13 protein-coding genes are annotated in these 17,198 nt (G+C 72.5%); 5 read left to right on the plus strand and 8 right to left on the minus strand.

All coding sequences use genetic code 11. The features are described 5' to 3' along the window. Positions 1–47: 47 nt before the first annotated feature. On the minus strand, positions 48–1,538 hold the full coding sequence (locus tag ACFV3I_RS06485) for a L,D-transpeptidase family protein (protein ID WP_247638477.1): 1,491 nt from the start codon (positions 1,536–1,538) through the stop codon (positions 48–50). A 121-nt stretch (positions 1,539–1,659) separates the two neighbouring features. Next, positions 1,660–2,064: a RidA family protein gene (locus ACFV3I_RS06490; RefSeq protein ID WP_136030997.1), complete on the minus strand. Its 405-nt coding sequence runs from the start codon at positions 2,062–2,064 to the stop codon at positions 1,660–1,662. 25 nt (positions 2,065–2,089) lie between these two features. Between ACFV3I_RS06490 and ACFV3I_RS06495 the strand changes: the two genes are divergently transcribed. The 5 genes from ACFV3I_RS06495 (at position 2,090) to nagB (ending at position 9,603) form a co-directional block, all read left to right on the plus strand. Then, complete coding sequence (locus tag ACFV3I_RS06495; RefSeq protein ID WP_136030995.1) at positions 2,090–3,307, plus strand: alanine racemase; 1,218 nt, start codon at positions 2,090–2,092, stop codon at positions 3,305–3,307. Further along, positions 3,298–6,567, plus strand: coding sequence for a family 20 glycosylhydrolase (locus ACFV3I_RS06500; protein ID WP_378822574.1), 3,270 nt, complete (start codon positions 3,298–3,300; stop codon positions 6,565–6,567). Before ACFV3I_RS06495 ends, ACFV3I_RS06500 begins: the two co-directional genes overlap by 10 nt. 79 nt (positions 6,568–6,646) lie before the next feature. After that, entirely contained in the window at positions 6,647–7,834 is a 1,188-nt protein-coding gene (locus ACFV3I_RS06505; RefSeq protein ID WP_378822575.1) for an ROK family protein, read from the plus strand. Between the two features lie 31 nt (positions 7,835–7,865). Then, the gene (locus ACFV3I_RS06510; protein ID WP_378822576.1) at positions 7,866–8,831 is read left to right on the plus strand and encodes an ROK family protein; all 966 of its coding nucleotides are present in this window, start codon (positions 7,866–7,868) and stop codon (positions 8,829–8,831) included. Next, entirely contained in the window at positions 8,824–9,603 is a 780-nt protein-coding gene (gene nagB, locus ACFV3I_RS06515) for a glucosamine-6-phosphate deaminase (RefSeq protein ID WP_378822577.1), read from the plus strand. The genes ACFV3I_RS06510 and nagB overlap by 8 nt, the downstream gene beginning before the upstream one ends. Positions 9,604–9,610: 7 nt before the next feature. Here the strand turns inward: nagB and ACFV3I_RS06520 are convergent, their stop codons facing one another. From ACFV3I_RS06520 to ACFV3I_RS06545, 6 genes are all read right to left on the minus strand, one after another. Further along, complete coding sequence (locus ACFV3I_RS06520) at positions 9,611–10,018, minus strand: NUDIX domain-containing protein (RefSeq protein ID WP_378822578.1); 408 nt, start codon at positions 10,016–10,018, stop codon at positions 9,611–9,613. Beyond that, entirely contained in the window at positions 10,011–11,375 is a 1,365-nt protein-coding gene (locus ACFV3I_RS06525) for an FAD-binding oxidoreductase (protein WP_378822579.1), read from the minus strand. Before ACFV3I_RS06525 ends, ACFV3I_RS06520 begins: the two co-directional genes overlap by 8 nt. Positions 11,376–11,399: 24 nt before the next feature. Next, positions 11,400–11,771, minus strand: a complete 372-nt coding sequence (locus ACFV3I_RS06530) for a YrdB family protein (RefSeq protein ID WP_136030984.1) — start codon at positions 11,769–11,771, stop codon at positions 11,400–11,402. A gap of 9 nt (positions 11,772–11,780) precedes the next feature. Beyond that, complete coding sequence (locus ACFV3I_RS06535) at positions 11,781–13,820, minus strand: sigma-70 family RNA polymerase sigma factor (protein ID WP_378822580.1); 2,040 nt, start codon at positions 13,818–13,820, stop codon at positions 11,781–11,783. Between the two features lie 593 nt (positions 13,821–14,413). Beyond that, complete coding sequence (locus ACFV3I_RS06540; protein ID WP_378822581.1) at positions 14,414–15,586, minus strand: N-acetylglucosamine-6-phosphate deacetylase; 1,173 nt, start codon at positions 15,584–15,586, stop codon at positions 14,414–14,416. Further along, complete coding sequence (locus ACFV3I_RS06545) at positions 15,583–17,094, minus strand: beta-N-acetylhexosaminidase (RefSeq protein ID WP_378822582.1); 1,512 nt, start codon at positions 17,092–17,094, stop codon at positions 15,583–15,585. Before ACFV3I_RS06545 ends, ACFV3I_RS06540 begins: the two co-directional genes overlap by 4 nt. Between the last annotated feature and the right edge of the window lie 104 nt (positions 17,095–17,198).

The following is a 17,198-nucleotide window of genomic DNA, read 5'->3' on the forward strand; positions in this document are numbered from 1 at the left end:
ATGCTGCGGCATCCGCCCCCTTCTCGTATCCGCCGGCCCGAGGTGCGTCAGTTGTGGACGGAGACCTCGAGGCCCACGGGCGACCAGTCGTAGACGTACTTCGCGAGGTCGATCGGCAGGTTCACGCAGCCGTGGCTCATGCGGTTGCCGAAGTTGTTGTGCCAGTACGTGCCGTGGAAGCCGATGTTCGTGGTGAACCAGGTGATCCACGGGACGTTCTCGGTGCAGTACGGGGCGCCGGGGTAGCAGCCCATGTCCTGCATGCGCGTGTGGGCGAAGACCTTGAAGTTGCCCGTCGGCGTCGGAGTGCCGGGCAGCCCGGTCGAGACGGCCCACGACTTCACGACCGCATTGTTCTCGTACAGCGTGGCCCGCTGCGAGCTCAGGTCGATGTCGATGCGACGGAACAGGTTGACCGTCTCGAACGGCGTCTCGGTGACGGTCAGCGCGAACACACCGTCGCCGGCGGCGAGCTGGGTCGCGAACTGCTCCGCGATCTGGGAGGTGTCACCCAGCGCGCGTCCGGTGACGCCCTCCTGCTCGGCGCGCAGCACGGTGCCGGCCGAGTCGACGATGACGGTCGCATTGACCGGGGCGCGGTCGACCGCGGCCGGAAGCGCGTCGACGGTCGCCTGGATCGCCTGCGGGTCGGCCTGGATGCGCAGCTGACCTTCGTCGTCCACGACGGTCAGCCAGGAGGCGGCCGTGGCGGGGTCGATCGGGACCGTGCGCTCCTCGCCGACGTAGAAGCCGATCGTGGCGAGCATGGTGTTGAGTTCGCTCGCCGTGGCGGTCGCGTCGGCGTCGCTCACGGAGGGAAGGGCCTCGGCGGGGCCGCCCGGATACTCGAAGGAGGTGCGACCGTCGCCGACCGCGTCGACGAACGCCGTGCCGAGGTCGCCGAGGTCGATGCCGGTGCCGGCTTCCGAAGGCGTGATCGTGTACGCGCCGGTCGCGGCGTCGAACACGACTCCCGCATCGACCGGGTCGACGAAACTCGCGGGAACGGCGTCCCGCAGGGCGGCCGTGGCCTTCTCGGGGTCGAGGGTGATGTCGGCCGGTACCGGGTCTCCCATCCAGGACCCGAGGTTCCAGAGCGGGTGGGCGGCGAAAGCGGCATCGGCCAGGGCGGTGGCATCGGCCGTGGCGCCCAGGTCGGCGCCCGTGAGGACCGCGCCGTCGCCCTCACCCGTGAGCGTGACCTCCGTCTGCGCCAGGTGCGTGCTGATCGCGTCGGCGGCGGCGCCCGGCGTCATCCATCCGACGGGGATGCCCGCGACGGTCGTCCCCGGTGCGATGAGGATCGCGGAGGCCGCTCCCGCGCCGAGCAGGACGACTCCGACGCCGAGACCGATCCACAGGCCGAGGCGGCGCTTCTTGGGAGACGGTTCGATCGGAGCCCAGGCCAGGGGCTGCTCACCGGTGTGCGGCGGAACCGTCTCGGTGGGCGCATCCGCGGGCGCGAGCACGCTGGTGGGCGTGCCGTCGTCGGCAGGAGCTCCCGTCGCAGCGCCCGGTACGGAAATCACATCGGTCACGAACTACACCCCCCGCGGTTCTGACGCATCCAGTCTCTCAATGGTACGGGATGGCAGGTAACGGGGAGGCAACGGTCTGCTACCCTGCCTCCCCGTTCTCCGGACACGTCCGGCTGCGCGGTCAGTCGATGACGGCGAGACCGTCGATCTCGACGAGCATCTCCTCGCGCGGAAGGCCGGTGAAGACGGTGGTGCGCGAGGGCAGGACCCCGCTCGTCGTGTGCGCCTCGACGAACGCGCCGTAGGCCTCGTTCATGATGGGGAAGTCCTCGCGCTTGGTCAGGTAGACGCGGAGCATCACGACGTCGTCGAACGTGGCGCCGGACGCCTCGACGATCGCCTTGACGTTCTCGAGCGTGCGGGTGGTCTGTGCCGCGACATCGCCGGGGTGGAGGTACTCGTTCGTGACGGGGTCGACCGGGCCCTGGCCGGAGACCTGCACGATCGGGCCCTTGCGCACTCCCTGCGAGAAGGTGTGGGCGGGGGCGGGGGCGGCGTCGGTCGAAACTCGTGTCTTCGCGGTCATGCCGCCAGCCTAGTAGCCTTGTTAGATGCCTCTACAAATTCCGGATCCCGTTCTCGGCGCCTGGGCGAAGGGGTTCCCGGCGCGCGCCGCAGGGCTGCGGCTCTCCGAGGTCGGGCAGGCCGGACTGCACCTCTCCGACCTGGTCACGCCGGTGCTCACGGTGCACGCCGACGCGCTGACGCACAACGAGCAGACCGTGTTCGCGTGGGCCGCACAGCAGGGCGTGGGCCTGGCCCCGCACGGCAAGACCACGATGGCCCCCGCGCTGTGGCAGCGGCTGCTCGACGCGGGCGCCTGGGGCATCTCCGTCGCGACGCCCTGGCAAGCGGAAGTGGCCGTGACCGCCGGAGTGCCGACCGTCCTGATCGCCAACGCGGTCACGGATGCGGCCGCCGCCCGTCGCCTCGGCGAACTGCTCGCCGCCGACCACGACCTGCGGATCCTGTGCTGGGCGGACGCGGTCGACGGCGTCCGCATCCTCGCCGATGCCCTCTCCGATGCTGCCCGCCCCCTCGACGTGCTCGTGGAGCTGGGCGGCGCGCACGGACGCACGGGTGCCCGCAGCGTGGAGGAGGGCGAGCGCATCGCCGCCGCGATCACTGCCGCACCGGGCCTGCGCCTCGCCGGAGTGACCGGATACGAGGGGCCGTTCGGGCCGGATCGGTCCGCGGCGTCGGTCGCCGCGGTCGACGCCTACCTGGACACCCTGGTCGAGCTGCACCGCCGACTCGACTACCCGGAGGGGCCTCGTCCGGTCGTGAGCGCGGGCGGGAGCTCCTTCCCCGACCGGGCCGCCGCCGTGCTGTCGCCGCTCGCTCCCGAAGCCGACGTGGTGCTGCGCTCCGGAGCGTTCCAGATCCACGACGACGGGTTCTACGCCCGCATGTCGCCCTTCGGCCCGCTGACCGGTACGGCACCGCTGCGGTCGGCCATGCACGCCTGGTCGCGCGTGGTCTCCCAGCCCGAGGACGCCCTGGCGCTGCTCGACGCCGGACGCCGTGACGTGCCGTTCGACCTCGACCTGCCGGTGCCGCAGAGCGTCGAGGGCGAGATCACGGCGCTCAACGATCAACATGCTTTCCTGCGGCTCGCGGACGGCGCCGCGGTCGCGGTCGGCGAGGTCGTGCGGCTCGGGCTCTCGCACCCGTGCACCGCGTTCGACAAGTGGCGGGTGGTCGCGGTGATCGACGATCCCGACGCGGACGACCCTCGAGTGATCGGAGCGGTGGCGACGTGCTTCTGAGTGCGGAGAAGGCAGCGGCCGGGCTGGTCAGGGTCTACCGCTCGGCCACGGTCGTCGACGGCTCCGGTGCGCCGCGGTTCACGGCCGACGTGGCGGTGGAGGGCGCGCGGATCGTCGCGGTCGTGCCCGAACGGGAGGACGCGCAGCTCGAGCTGCCCGAGGGCGGCGTGGAGGTGGAGGCCTCCGGCCTCGTGCTCGCGCCCGGCTTCATCGACATGCATGCGCACAGCGACCTCGCGGTGCTGAGCGGTGCCGCGCACGACGCGAAGATCCGTCAGGGCGTGACCTGCGAGGTGCTCGGTCAGGACGGCCTCGGGTACGCGCCGCTCGACGACGCGACAGCCGCGGTGATCCCCGCGCAGATCGCGGGGTGGAACGGCCTGCCCACCACGGTGCCGTGGCGCTCGATGAGCGATCTGCTGGCAGAGATCGACGCCGCCGCGGTCGCGAACGCCGCGGTGCTCGTTCCGCAGGGGAACCTCCGGATGATGGTGGTCGGGCACGAGAACCGCGCGGCGACCGCGGAGGAGATCGAGGCGATGGCCGCGCTGCTCGGCGAGGCTCTGGACGCGGGGGCGTTCGGCATGTCGAGCGGCCTGACCTATACACCGGGCATGTACGCCGACACCGCGGAGCTCGAGGCCCTGTGCCGTGTGGTCGCCGAGCGCGGGGGATACTGGGCGCCGCACACCCGCAGCTACGGCGCGGCCGCGTTGGATGCGTACCGCGAGGCCGTCGAGATCGGCCGTCGCACGGGTTGCCCGGTGCACCTGACGCACGCCACGATGAACTTCGCCCCCAACCGCGGCCGGGCCGACGAGCTGCTCGAGATCGTCGACGCGGCGATCGCGGACGGCGTCGACGTGACGCTCGACACCTATCCGTATCTCCCCGGCGCGACCACGCTCTCTGCCCTGTTGCCCAGCCGGCTGGCGGCGTCGGGCGACCTGCTGGCCGCCATCGCCGGACTGGATGCCGAGGGGCGCGAGGCCGTCCGCGTGGAGCTGGAGGAGCTCGGCTGCGACGGCTTCCACGGGGAGCGTGCCGACTGGTCGGCCATCCAGATCTCCGGCACCGCGAATCCGGCTCTCGCGGGCCTCGTCGGCCGCACGGTCGCCGAGATCGCGAACGACTCGAGGCGGCGGGCCGTCGACGTGGTGCTCGACACGATCCTCGAGGACGCCGGGGCGACCGGCGTGCTGATGCACATCGGCGACGAGGACAACGTGCGCGCGATCATGCGGCACCCGCGGCATTCCGGCGGCAGTGACGGCATCCTGATCGGGGCCCGTCCGCACCCTCGCGGCCGCGGCACGTTCGCGCGCTACCTGGGGCATTACGTGCGCGAGCTCGGGGTGCTGACGCTGGAGGAGGCCGTGCGCCACCTCTCGGGCAACCCCGCGGCTCGTCTGGGACTCGACCGCGGCGATGCGCCTCGCGGCATCATCCGCGTCGGCGCCACCGCAGACCTGGTGCTGTTCGATCCGCTCACGGTCGCCGCGGGCGCCACGTTCGAGGAGCCGCATCGGCCGCCGATCGGCGTCCACGAGGTGCTGGTGGCGGGCGTGCCCGTGGTCCTGGACGGCGTCGTGACCGGTGCCGTCGCCGGACGGGCCCTGCGCCTGCCGCCGCCCGCGCACCGGGCGACCCTGCCGGCGATCGCGGCGCACGTCGATGCCGCGGCGGCTCGGTTCGCGTGGCGGCCGGACACCCCGATCGACGCGGTGCCCGAGCTGTCCGCGTCCGTCGACTGGCTGGGCGGGGGAGGCCAGGCGACCGCTCAGGGCATCCGTCTCACGCTGGATGACGCCCTCGGGGCCGCGGCCGCTCGCGCCGGCCGCGTGGGGGACGAGGCGTTCCGCGTGACCGTGTCCGCCGACGGGGTCGAGATCCGCGGTGCGAGTCCGCTCGGGGTCTTCCGCGGCGCCACCGTGCTGCGGCAGCTGCGCGACCCCGACGCCCCTGCGCAGGCCGAGGTGCTGCTTCCGGCCGGTGTGTGGGAGGGGGCGCCGGCGTACGGCTGGCGCGGCGTCATGCTCGACGTGGCGCGGCACTTCCGCCCGGTCGACGACGTGCGGCGCCTGATCGACCTGCTGGCGCTGCACCACCTGAACATCCTGCAGCTGCACCTCACCGACGATCAGGGCTGGCGGTTCGAAGTGCCCGGCTACCCGCGGTTGACGGAGGTCGGCGCGCGACGGGAGGCCACCCAGCGCGGGCACGGGCCCGAGGCCACGGTCGAGCCCGGCGTGCACGAGGGCTTCTACACGACGGACGAGCTGCGCGACCTCGTCCGTTATGCGGCGGAGCGCGGCGTGACCCTGGTGCCGGAGGTCGAGCTGCCCGGGCACATCCAGGCCGCGCTGGCCGCGTACCCCGAGCTCGGCAACACCGATGTGGGCGTGCCGGCGAGCGGCCCGTGGGAGCGGTTCGGCGTGAACGCGCGTACGCTCGCCCCGACGGAGGCGGCGTTGGCCTTCGGCCGTGCGGCGATCGATGCCCTCTGCGACGTGTTCGACGCGGAGTGGATCGGGATCGGCGGGGACGAGGTGCCCGTGACGGAGTGGGCGCAGAGCGAGGCGGCAGCGGAGCGGATGCGCGCGCTGGGCCTGGCGACGCCGCATGACGTGCAGCCCTGGTTCACCGCGCACTTCGTGGCGCACGTGCGCGCGCGGGGGCGCACGGCGCTCGCGTGGGACGAGGTGCTGGAGGGCGAGGTGCCGGAGGGCGTGCGCATCCTCGCGTGGCGCGGACCCGTCGCGATGCGGGAGGCACTGAGCCGCGGGATCCCCGTGGTGGCGTGCCCCGACCTGGAGGTCTACCTCGACTATCCGCAGTCGGAGTCGCCCGAGGAGCCGATCAGGGTGGGACCCCCGCTGCCGCTCGCCCGCGCGTACTCGCTCCGGATCGAGGTTGGTGCGGTGGGCGGTCAGGCGAACGTGTGGAGCGAGCACCTGCCCAGCCGGGACCGCGTGGACTTCGCGATGTTCCCGCGGCTCGCCGCGATCGCCGAGCGGCTGTGGGAGGGCGGGGAGCCGCGGCCGTTCGCGGACTTCATGCGGCGGCTTCCGACGCATCTGCGTCGCCTGGCGGCGGCGGGGGTGCGGTATCGTCCGCAGGATGGCCCGTCCCCGGATCAGCGCCGCCCCGGCGTTCCGGGAAAGCCGCTGACGGTGGAGGCGCGCGAGGCCATCGTCGCGGGGCTGGTGGAGCGGCTCCTGGACGGCTCTGCGGCACGGGCCCGCGCGGCTCGAAAGTAATGTAACGTTTCGGTAACCCTGGCCGCGGCCTCGCGGGCAGAGGTTGCGCAATTTTTGTTCGTAAGGTCTACTAACAAACATGTCCGTTTCGGATGATCAGCGCCGCGCGGCGACGACAGACTTCGTCGCCGCGAACGCGCACGCCTTCGGGCCCGCGCGGCACCTGCGCTCGCGCACCAAGGTGCTCCCCGAGCACGCCCGCGGACACAACCGCGCCCTCGTGCTGCAGACGCTGTACCACTCCGGAGCGATGAGTCGCGCCGACCTCTCCCGGGAGACCGGACTGACCCGGGTCACGATCTCCGACCTCGTCGCGGAGTTCATCGCCGACGGCATCGTGATCGAGATGGGCGTCCGCGAGGCGGTGGGTCCGGGGAAGCCGCCGATCCTCATCGACATCGACCGCGCCGGGCACCAGATCGTCGGCCTCGACCTGTCGGGTCCGAACGCCTTCGAGGGAGCCGTGCTGAGTCTCGACGGCGACGTGCTGGAGCGCCGCCAGGTGCCTCGCCCGGAGCGCCCGGACGGGGAGGCCGCCTACGCCGCGCTCCGCGAGCTCGCACAGAGCCTCGTCGACGCCGCCACGCGCCCCGTGCTCGGCGTCGGCATCGGCACGCCGGGCGTCGTGCGACCGGACGGTCTGGTGCTGAGCTCGCCCAACCTCGGCTGGACCGACTTCCCGCTCGAGGCGAAGCTCGGCGCCGAGCTCGACCTGCCCGTCCTCGCGCGCAACGACGCGAACGCCGCTGTCCTCGCGGAATACACCTTCGGCGAGGCGAAGGCCGACTTCATGCTCATCAAGATCGGCCGAGGCGTGGGTGCCGGCCTCATCACGGGCAGCCAGCCGCTGCTGGGCAGTCGCTTCGCCGCGGGGGAGATCGGACACGTGGTCGTCGGCACCGATGGCGGCCCGCGCTGCGCCTGCGGCAAGATCGGCTGCCTGGAGGCCTGGCTCAGCGTCAGCCGGATGCGGGAGGCCCTCGACGCCGACCCCTCGGCGCGCGAGGACATCCTGCGCGACGCCGGCACGCGCATGGCCATCGCCATCGCCCCGATCGTCGCCGCGCTCGACCTGTCCGAGGTCGTCCTCTCCGGCCCGGCGGAACTGCTCGACGGCACGCTGATCGACGCCGCGGTCGAGACCCTGCACGCGCGCACCCTGGAGGGCGTGTTCGAAGACGTGATGGTGCGGCTCACGCATCAGGACGACATCGTGCTCCGCGGAGCCGCGGTCATGGTGCTCTCCGGGCAGCTGGGGGTGTCGTGACCTCCGCGACCACGACCGAGACCGGCATCCGATGACCGGAACCGCTGCCGCCGACCTGTCCGGTCGGCCGATTCGTGTTGGCCTGGATGTCGGCGGAACCAAGATCGACGCCGTCGCCGTCGACCCCGCCGGTGAGATCCTCGGACGCCTGCGCCGCGCCACGGGCTGGGGCGAGGACGCCGTCGTCGACAGCATCGTGTCGACGGTCGTCGCCCTCGCCGATGAGACCGGGGTCCCGCTGTCGGCCGTCGGGTCCGTCGGTGTGGGCATCCCCGGGCTGGTCGATGCGGACGCGGGGCGCGTCGTGCACGCCGTCAACCTCGGGGTCGAGTCGCTCGACCTGGCCGACCGGGCGGAGCGAGCGCTCGGCGTGCCGTTCCGCGTCGAGAACGACGTGAAGGCGGCGGCGCTCGGAGCCGCCGTGCTCAGCGGCGTGAGCGGTTCGATGGCGTACCTGAACCTCGGCACCGGTGTGGCCGCGGGCATCGTCGTGGACGGTCGCATCTGGCGAGGATCGCGCGGGACCGCCGGCGAGGTCGGTCACATCTCGGTCGACCCGCACGGACGCCTGTGCGGGTGCGGACAGCGCGGTTGCGTGGAGACGTTCTGCGGCGGCGGCGCACTCGCCAAGGCCTGGGGTCGACCCGGCGCGCTGCCGGTCAGGGACATCTTCGACGCCGCCGATGCGGGCGACCCGCTGGCGCTCGCGCTGCGTGACGACCTCTTCTTCGGCGCGGCCGCCGCGGTCCGCGTGCTGGTGCTGTCGGCCGACGTCGAGACGGTGGTGATCGGGGGCGGCCTCACGGCCATGGGAAGCCGCCTCGACGAAGGCATCAGGGCTGCACTGCACGCCGGCGCCGAGGCGTCACCGTTCGCGAGGTCTCTGCGCCTGGATGAGAGAATCGAACTGCTCCCCGCGGGTTCCCCCGCCGCCGCACTCGGCGCCGCTCTGGTGGGCGCATCCATTTCTGAGAAGGAGATCGTTCCGCATGGCTGAGGTCGTCATCGTCGAGAGTCCCGAGGCCGCCGGTGCGCTGGTCGCCACCGAGATCGTGGAGCTGATCGACCGTCGTCCGGACGCCGTCCTCGGCCTGGCCACGGGCTCCACGCCGCTGCCGGTCTACCAGGCCCTGCGCGCGCAGCTCGCCGGGCGCGACGTCTCCCGGGTGCGCGGCTTCGCCCTCGACGAGTACGTCGGCATCGACCCCGCCCACCCCGAGAGCTACCGCTCCGTGATCACCCGTGAGGTCGTCGAGCCCCTGAGCCTCGACCCGCAGCGCATCCACGTGCCCAACGGCGCGGAGGCGACCATCCAGCACGCGGGTGAGGACTACGAGGCCGCGATCCAGGAGGCGGGCGGCGTCGACCTGCAGATCCTCGGCATCGGCACCGACGGGCACATCGGCTTCAACGAGCCCGGCTCCTCCTTCGCGTCGCGCACCCGGGTGAAGACCCTCACCGAGCAGACGCGCGAGGACAACGCCCGCTTCTTCGACTCGATCGACGATGTCCCCATGCACTGCATCACGCAGGGCCTGGGCACGATCCTTCAGGCCAGGCACCTCGTGCTCCTCGCGTTCGGTGAGGGCAAGGCGGAGGCGGTCGCCGGAGCGGTCGAGGGTCCGCTGACGGCCCTGCTGCCCGGCTCGGCGATCCAGCTCCACCCGCATGCGACGATCGTGGTCGACGAGGCGGCGGCCTCCCGGCTGCAGCTCGCCGACTACTACCGGTACACGTTCGCGAACAAGCCGGCCTGGCAGGGGATCTGACCCCGACTCACCGGGTCGCGGCCGGCCAGGCGAGGGGGAGCAGGTGCTCCACGCTCAGCGGCGCCAGCGGCAGCGTCTCCGCGTCTTCCGGGGTGATCCATCGCAGCTCCGCGAGCTCGGCCTGCACCCGTACCCCGGCCGGATCGATCGCTGCGGTGAAGGCATCGGCGACGACCCGGTGACCCGGTTCGTTCGCGGCGGCGGACACGAACCGTCCGAGCGGACGGAGGTCGCTCTCGCGCAGTGCCACGCCGAGTTCCTCGTGCAGTTCGCGGATGAGGGTCTGCGCGGCGCTCTCGCCGGGCTCCGGCTTGCCTCCGGGCTGCATGAACCTGGTCGTGCCGCGCTTGCGGACCACCAGCACGCGGCCCTGGTCGTCGACGATCACCGCCGCGCTCACGTGGATGTCAGGCATCGGGGACGAACACCTTCCCTGGGTTGAGGATCCCGAGCGGATCGAAGACGGCGGCGATGTCGCGCTGCAGCCGCCACTGGTCGTCGCCGAGCTCCTCCGCAAGCCAGCGCCGCTTGAGCACCCCGATGCCGTGCTCGCCCGTGAGCGTGCCGCCCAGGCGGATCGCCGCGCGGAACAGCTCGTCGGCGGCGGCCCAGACGTGTGCCGGGGTCTCCGGTCCCTCGAACACGAAGTTCGGGTGCAGATTGCCGTCCCCCGCGTGCGCGACCGTGGGGATCACGAGACCGTACTCGCGCTCGATGCGGGCGATCTCGTCGAACATCGCCGGCATGGCGCTCCGCGGCACGGAGACGTCTTCGATCAGGGTGGTGCCGAGGGAGGCCATCGCGGCGTGCATGGACCGGCGGATCGCAAGCAGCCGCTCGCCCTCCGCGCGATCGTGCGACACCTCGGTGACGCCGTCGTTGGCGCGCAGGATGGCGTCGATCGCGTCGGCCTCGGCGGCCGCCGCGGGCCCGTCGGTCTGGATGGTCAGCTGCGCCGTGCCGGGCGTCGGCGCCGGCAGGCCGAGCAGAGCGTGCACGGCCGCGAGGCTCGGGGCGTCCATGAGCTCCATGATCGCGGGCTGCACCCCGGCGGCGGTCACGGCGGCTGAGGCGGCGGCCGCGGCGCGGACACCGGGGAACAGAGCCGTCACGGTGCAGCTCTCGCCGGGGACGAGCCGCCGGAGCTTGAGCGTCGCGCCGACCACGACGCCGAGGATGCCCTCCGAACCCACGACGAGAGCCGTCAGGTCGAGGCCCGTGACGCCCTTGACGCTGCGATGCCCCAGGTGCAGAAGCCGCCCGTCGGCCAGTACGAGGTCGACGCCGAGGACGGCATCCCGCACGACGCCGTACTTCGCGCAGAGCAGTCCTCCCGCGCCCGTGGCGATGTTGCCGCCGACCGTCGAGATGTCGCGGCTCGCGGGGTCGGGTGCCCACCACAGGCCGAAGGACGCGAGGTGGGCATTGAGCTCGGCGTTGAGGATGCCGGGCTCGACCACGGCCAGCAGATCGTCGGGGCGGACCTCGTGGATCGCCGTCATGCGTCGCAGCGACAGCACGATCTCACCCTCGCCCGCGTTGGCCGCCCCGGCGAGGCCCGTGCCGGCGCCGCGGACCACCACGGGCGTGCGCGTCGCCGAGGCGATGCGCAGGGTCTCCTGCACGTGCTCCACGCGCTCGGCATGCACGATCGCCAGCGGGCGCCCCGCGGCGGCATGGCCGGAGCGGTCGGAGCGCGCCCGTTCGAGCGCGTCCTCGTCGGTGTCGACGAGCGCGCCGAGCGCCTGCTGCAGCAGCGGGACGACGCTCACGACGGGATGCTCACGACGGCGAGTTCACGTCAGGGCGCGGCGACCGCTCAGAACACCGGCGACCACGGCGACGAGGGCGAAGGCGGTGCCGATCAGGGCCTGGCCCATGGACCACCACGCGATCGTCACGCCCACGTAGATGAGCAGTTCGACCAGCGCACGCAGGAACGGGTGCACGCGCAGCACGGGGCGGGGCGACAGGAACAGTGCCCACAGCAGCAGGGCCGTGACCGGCGCGCCGATGCCGATCACGATGTTCCACGGCAGGTCCCAGCTCGCGAAGCCCCACAGGGCGAGAGAGGCGATCGCCGCGATCAGGACGACGACGCGCACGAGGTCGAGCGCGGTCAGCGCCTGACGTTCGACGCCGGGGACGGGGGCGGGATCCGGAGTCATGACTCCAGTCTATTCGGCGATCGTCGAGCCCTCTGCCGCCGCAGCGACGGGCTCGGAGAGGGTCGCGACGGCCTCGACGGGAGCCGGTGCAGCCTCGGCTGGTGCAGCCTCGACCGGGGCCGGAACCGACGCGGGCTCGACGGGGGCCGGTGCGGGCTCGACGGGGGCCGGAGCGGGCTCGGCCGGAGCGGCCTCCGCGTCGGCCGGTGCCGGAGCGGACGCTGCCGCGTCGGGGACGACGGCCGCATCCGCCGCGGCCGTCGTGTCGCCGACGGGCGCGGTGTCCTCGGCGGGCTGCTCCGGGACGACGGGCGTCTCGAGCGCGAGGGACAGCAGCGTGGTGTCTGTCGAGGCCCCCGGTCCGTCCGGGAACACGTAGCGGAAGGTGACCGTGGTGGTGTCCGCGTTCCACAGCTGACGCGCGGTCGGGCGGAGATCGATGGTCCCCGTGCCGGCATCATCCAGCGTGATGCTGTCGCCGCCACCGGTGGCGCCGTCGATCAGCGCCTCCACCTGGAGACCCGGGGCTCCGGAGACGGGCACCGTGTAGTGCAGCTGGATCCCGGTGAAGGAGATGGTCGCGGCGCTCCACTGCGGCCCCTCCGTCGGCTTCGCGGGCTCGACCGGGTCCGTGGGATCGGTCGGGTCCGTGGGATCGGTCGGGTCCGTGGGGTCCGTGGGATCGGTCGGGTCCGTGGGGTCGGTCGGATCGGTCGGGTCGGTCGGGTCCACCTGCTCGGGCGGCGCGATCGGTGCGACGGGTTGCGCCGACGGGACGACGACGGTGCCGGACTGCTCGGTCGGCTGCGGTGTCGGCACCTCGGCGGCCGGAGGAGCGGGAGGTTCCTCCGCGGGCGCCTCGATCACGATGGGCTCGTCGAGCCCGAGCGACGTGTCGGGCGCGATGTCGGTCGTGATCGAGGAGTCGCCGTCCGCGGCGCTCGGGAGCGACGTCGCGGGGCTGGCGCCGGCGAGACCGGGAACGATCGCGGCAGCGGTGACGACCCCGGCGACCACCAGCGCGGCCGACCCCGCGCCGACCAGCGCTCCCATGCCCGTGAACGCCCCTCCGGTGCTCGCGCTTCCACCGCCGGCGCTGCTGCCCCCCGCGGAGCCGGACCCACCGGACGCGCCGGAACCGGACGCGGCGACACCCGTTGCCGCGTGCCCCGCCCCGCCATCGCCGACCAGCACGCCGCCGGCGATGCTCGACGGCATGGCCGCCATCGCGACGATCGGAGCGCCACCGCCCTGCAGGGTCGCGAGGTAGCCACCGGCACCCGCGACGCCGAGCACCAGCGGCAGCATGACGAGCGCGAGGCGCATCGAGACGTCCTTGGCCTCGGCGGCGACGATCATGCAGCGCGCGCACTCGTCGAGGTGGAGTTCGAGGCGCTTGTGGTCGCGCGTGCCGAGGTTGCCGCGGGAGTACGCGCCGAGGTGCTCGATCGTCCACTGGCAGTCCGACCCGGGGGTCGCGCTGCGCAGGTGCGCCTGGATCCACGCCTCGCGCAGACCCTCGCGCGCGCGGAACGCGAGCTGGGAGACGGCGCCCGCCTTCATGCCGAGCAGCGGTGCGACCTCCTGCGGCTTCATCTGCTCGATCTCGGTGTACCAGAGCACTTCCTGCCAGCGCGAGGGAAGGCTGCGGAATGCCTGCGCCGTCAGGCTGCGGTCGAGCGCCTCGTTGGAGGCGTTCTCGGTGCTGCTCGGGTCGGCCACCGTGTCGAGCTCGTCGATCGCGGTCTCGCGGCGCGAGCGTCCCCACGCGGCGGCGGTGTTGCGGATGCTCGTGAACAGGTAGGCGCGGAACGACCCGTTGGGCCCACCGCCCTTGGCGATCGCCTGGTAGATGCGGGTGTACGCCTCCTGCACCAGATCGTCCGGGTCGATCGACGAGGTCACCGATCGTGCGACGGCGATGCCGGACGGGTAGTGACGCTTCCAGAGTTCGCCGAACGCCGTCGTGTCGCCGGAGCGGGTGCGGAGGATCAGGTCGGCATCGCCGATGGGCTCGTCAGGTGTGGTGTTCTCTCGGTGCACAATCATCCATCTGTCCCGGGGCGCGGATCGGCCCTCAGGGGAAGAGACGCGCGAGCGCGCGTCTTATTACGCGGTACGACGATTGTCCCGCGAAAGTCCTGATAAGGCCACCCCTTCGTGCTCTGTTCGAAGGAGATCCATCGGGTTCTGTCATTCGGCATCCAGCCCCGAAAACTTTTTCCGAAGTCGCGTAATGAACTGGAGATCGCTTCGTCTCATCCCGTAGAGACAGCCATGCGAACTCCACCGGGGGGCGGAGTTCAGGCTCTGATGCGGGGGGTTCTGCATCAGGGGAAGGGTCGAGGTCCTCGGGGGAGGAGCCCTCGGCCCCGCCCGCTCGACACGGGAGGGAACGGGCCGCCGATCTGGGGAGAACGGCGGCCCACCATCCCGCTCTACGGGAGAGACAGTCGCCGATCTGGGGAGTCCGGCGCCGGTCTTTCCCGCTCTATGGGAGAGGGGCCGCCGATCTGGGGAGAACGGCGGCCCACCATCCCGCTCTACGGGAGAGACAGCCGCCGATCTGGGGAGTCCGGCGGGTGTCACGACCTGTTCGATCGGAGGCCGCAGCGCTGCGCGTCGCGCGGAGTGCTGTCCTTCTAGGCGGACAGTGCGTGGCCCGTCCAGACCCGCGCGACGCGCAGCCTCGCATCGAGCAGCACGGCGTCGCCGAGCATGCCCGCGCGCAGCGCGCCGAGACGCGTGTGCCGTCCGACGGCCCTCGCCGGTGTCTCGGTGAGCGCGCGCACCGCCTCGGTCAGGGGCACCCCCGCGCGTACGGCGCGCTGCAGTGCCACATCCTGCGTGAGCGTCGACCCGGCGATCGAGCCCGTGTCGTCGGCGCGCGCCACCCCGTCGAGGACCGTCACGCGAACGGCGCCGAGGTCGTACTGCCCGTCGGCGCTGCCCGCGGCGGCCATGGCGTCGGTGATCAGCGCGACCCTGGTCGGCGCCGCGTCGAACACGAGCTTCACGACAGCGGGGTCGAGGTGGATGTCGTCCGCGATCGCCTCGAGGATCACCCGGTGATCGGCGGCCGCGGCGAGCACGGGGCCAGGGGCGCGGTGGTGGATGCCGTTCATCGCGTTGAACGCGTGGGTGAGGATCGACGCTCCCGCCTCGAACGCCGCGATCGCCATGTCGGCGTCGGCGTCGGTGTGCCCCACGGCGGCCGCCGCTCCGGAGGCGACGATCTGCCGCACGGCGTCCAGCCCTCCCGGCAGCTCCGGCGCGATCGTCACCTGGCGCACGGTGCCGCGCCCCGCGTCCAGCAGCCGGGCGACGTCCCGCTCGGAGGGGTGGCGCAGCAGCGACGGCTCGTGCGCGCCGTGGTGGCCGGGGTCGAGGAACGGGCCCTCGAGGTGCGAGCCGAGCACGTCGACGTCGGTCTCGGTGAGGTCGGCGATGGTCGCGACGCTCTCCGCCAGTGCGTCCAGCGTTCCGGTCACCAGCGAGATGACGGCGCGGGTCGTGCCGTGCGCGCGGTGCAGGTCGCGCCCGGTCCGGATCGCGTCGATGCCGTCGTCGTACGCGGCACCGGCGCCGCCGTGGCCGTGGATGTCGATGAAGCCGGGGGTCAGCACGGCGTCGGGACCTGCGGCCTCCGCCGCGTCGACCACCTGGTCCGCGGACTCCCACTCCGACCCGGTGCCGCGCGAGACGACGACGCCGTTCTCGATGCGGACCCATCCCTCGTCGGTGACCTCACCGCGGTCGACGATGCGGGCGGAGTGGACGACCAGCGAGCCGGTCGCGGAGGAGTGGGTGGTCAACGTTCGCTCCAGGGGATGTCAGCGGCGGGGTGGAAATCGACCCCCTCAGCCTTCCACAGCGGCGCGAGTCGTCCGACCCGCGCCCGGAACGACTCCCAGCTCCGACCGGCACCCTCGCGCGGGGACCACGCGACCTCGGCCTGGGCCGCCGCGCGGGGGAACACCAGCTGCTCGACCTCGTCGAGCGTGCGGGTGGTCTCCGACCACAGGGGCGCCTCCACGCCGAGGATCGCGGACTCCGGCACGTCGAGCACCGCGGTCGGCTCCCACTCGTAGGCGGAGCGGACGTCGATGATCGCCGCCCACGTGAGCCCCAGCGGGAAGTCCTCGGTGTACTTCATGTCGAGGTAGGTCACGTTCGCGGCGGACATGATCAGCGCGCCACCGCGCTCGACGAAGTGCGCGGCCTCCGCCGCGTGCGTGCCCTCCGGCGTGGTCTTGCCCCAGTACTGTCCGACGGTCCCCTCGGCGATGTTCGCGGCGGAGCCCATCTCGTGCCAGGCGACGGGGGTCTTGCCCTCCGCGACCACGATCGCCGTCGCGCGCTCGGCGAACAGGTCGAAGTCGGCCTGCGGGGTGCCGAGCGACTCGTCGCCGCCGATGTGGATGTACGGACCGGGCGTCATCTCGGCGAGCTCCCGGACGACGTCGCGCACGAAGTCGTAGGTGCGCTCCTCGTGGATGCGCACGCTGGAGTGGCCGACGCCCCATCCGAGATACGTCTCGCCGGCGACCGGGAGCGGCTGCCCGAGCCGCTCGGAGTCGGCGACGAGGGCGTCGTTCAGCACCGGCTCCTCGACGAGTTCCGGATAGGCGACGCCGATCGCGTGCGTGTGTCCGGGCAGGTCGATCTCGGGGATCACGATCATGTGCCGCGTCGCGGCGTAGGCGACGATCTCGCGGTAGTCGTCCTTCGTGTAGAAGCCGCCGGGGTGACCGTCGACCGAGGTCGTGGCCGCACGCTCGGTCAGCAGCGGCCAGGCGTCGATGTGTACCCGCCAGCCCTGGTCGTCGCTCAGGTGCAGGTGGAGGTGGTTGTACTTCAGGGCGCTCGTGCTGTCGATGAAGCGCTTCACGTCGTCGACGCCGAAGAAGTGGCGCGCCACGTCGAGCATCACGCCCCGGCGCGCGAACCGTGGGGCGTCGGCGATCTCCACGTGCGGCAGCGCCCAGCCTCCGGCGTCCTCGCGCAGCAGCTGCAGCAGCGTCTGGACGCCGTAGAACAGCCCGGCCTCGTCGGTGCCGGTGACCACCGCGCGGTCGTCGATCCGCAGCGTGTACCCCTCGGCAGCCGCGACACCGCTGTCGAGGCGCAGCTCGATGTCGGCCGGCCCTTCGGCGGCCGTTTCCAGCCGCAGGCCGGTGCGGCGCTCGACCGCGGCGGCGAGCTGCGCGGCGGCGGGGGAGGAGCCCTGGATGCGGGACGTGGAGGTGATCGCGAGGCGGCCGTCGCCGACGGTGGCGGAGGCGGGGGCGGGCACGAGGGGGAGCTCGAGAGGAAGGACCATGAACAAAACCTATCGGCCGCGGACGCCCAGGGGAACAGCGGAATCGAAACGATTCTGCGTGGCCGGTCGGGCACCCGCCGGCAGCGCGCTGTCCCGCTCCGCCG

Source organism: Microbacterium sp. NPDC059771 (genome assembly GCF_042732495.1).
GTDB classification, from domain to species: Bacteria; Actinomycetota; Actinomycetes; order Actinomycetales; family Microbacteriaceae; genus Microbacterium; species Microbacterium sufflavum.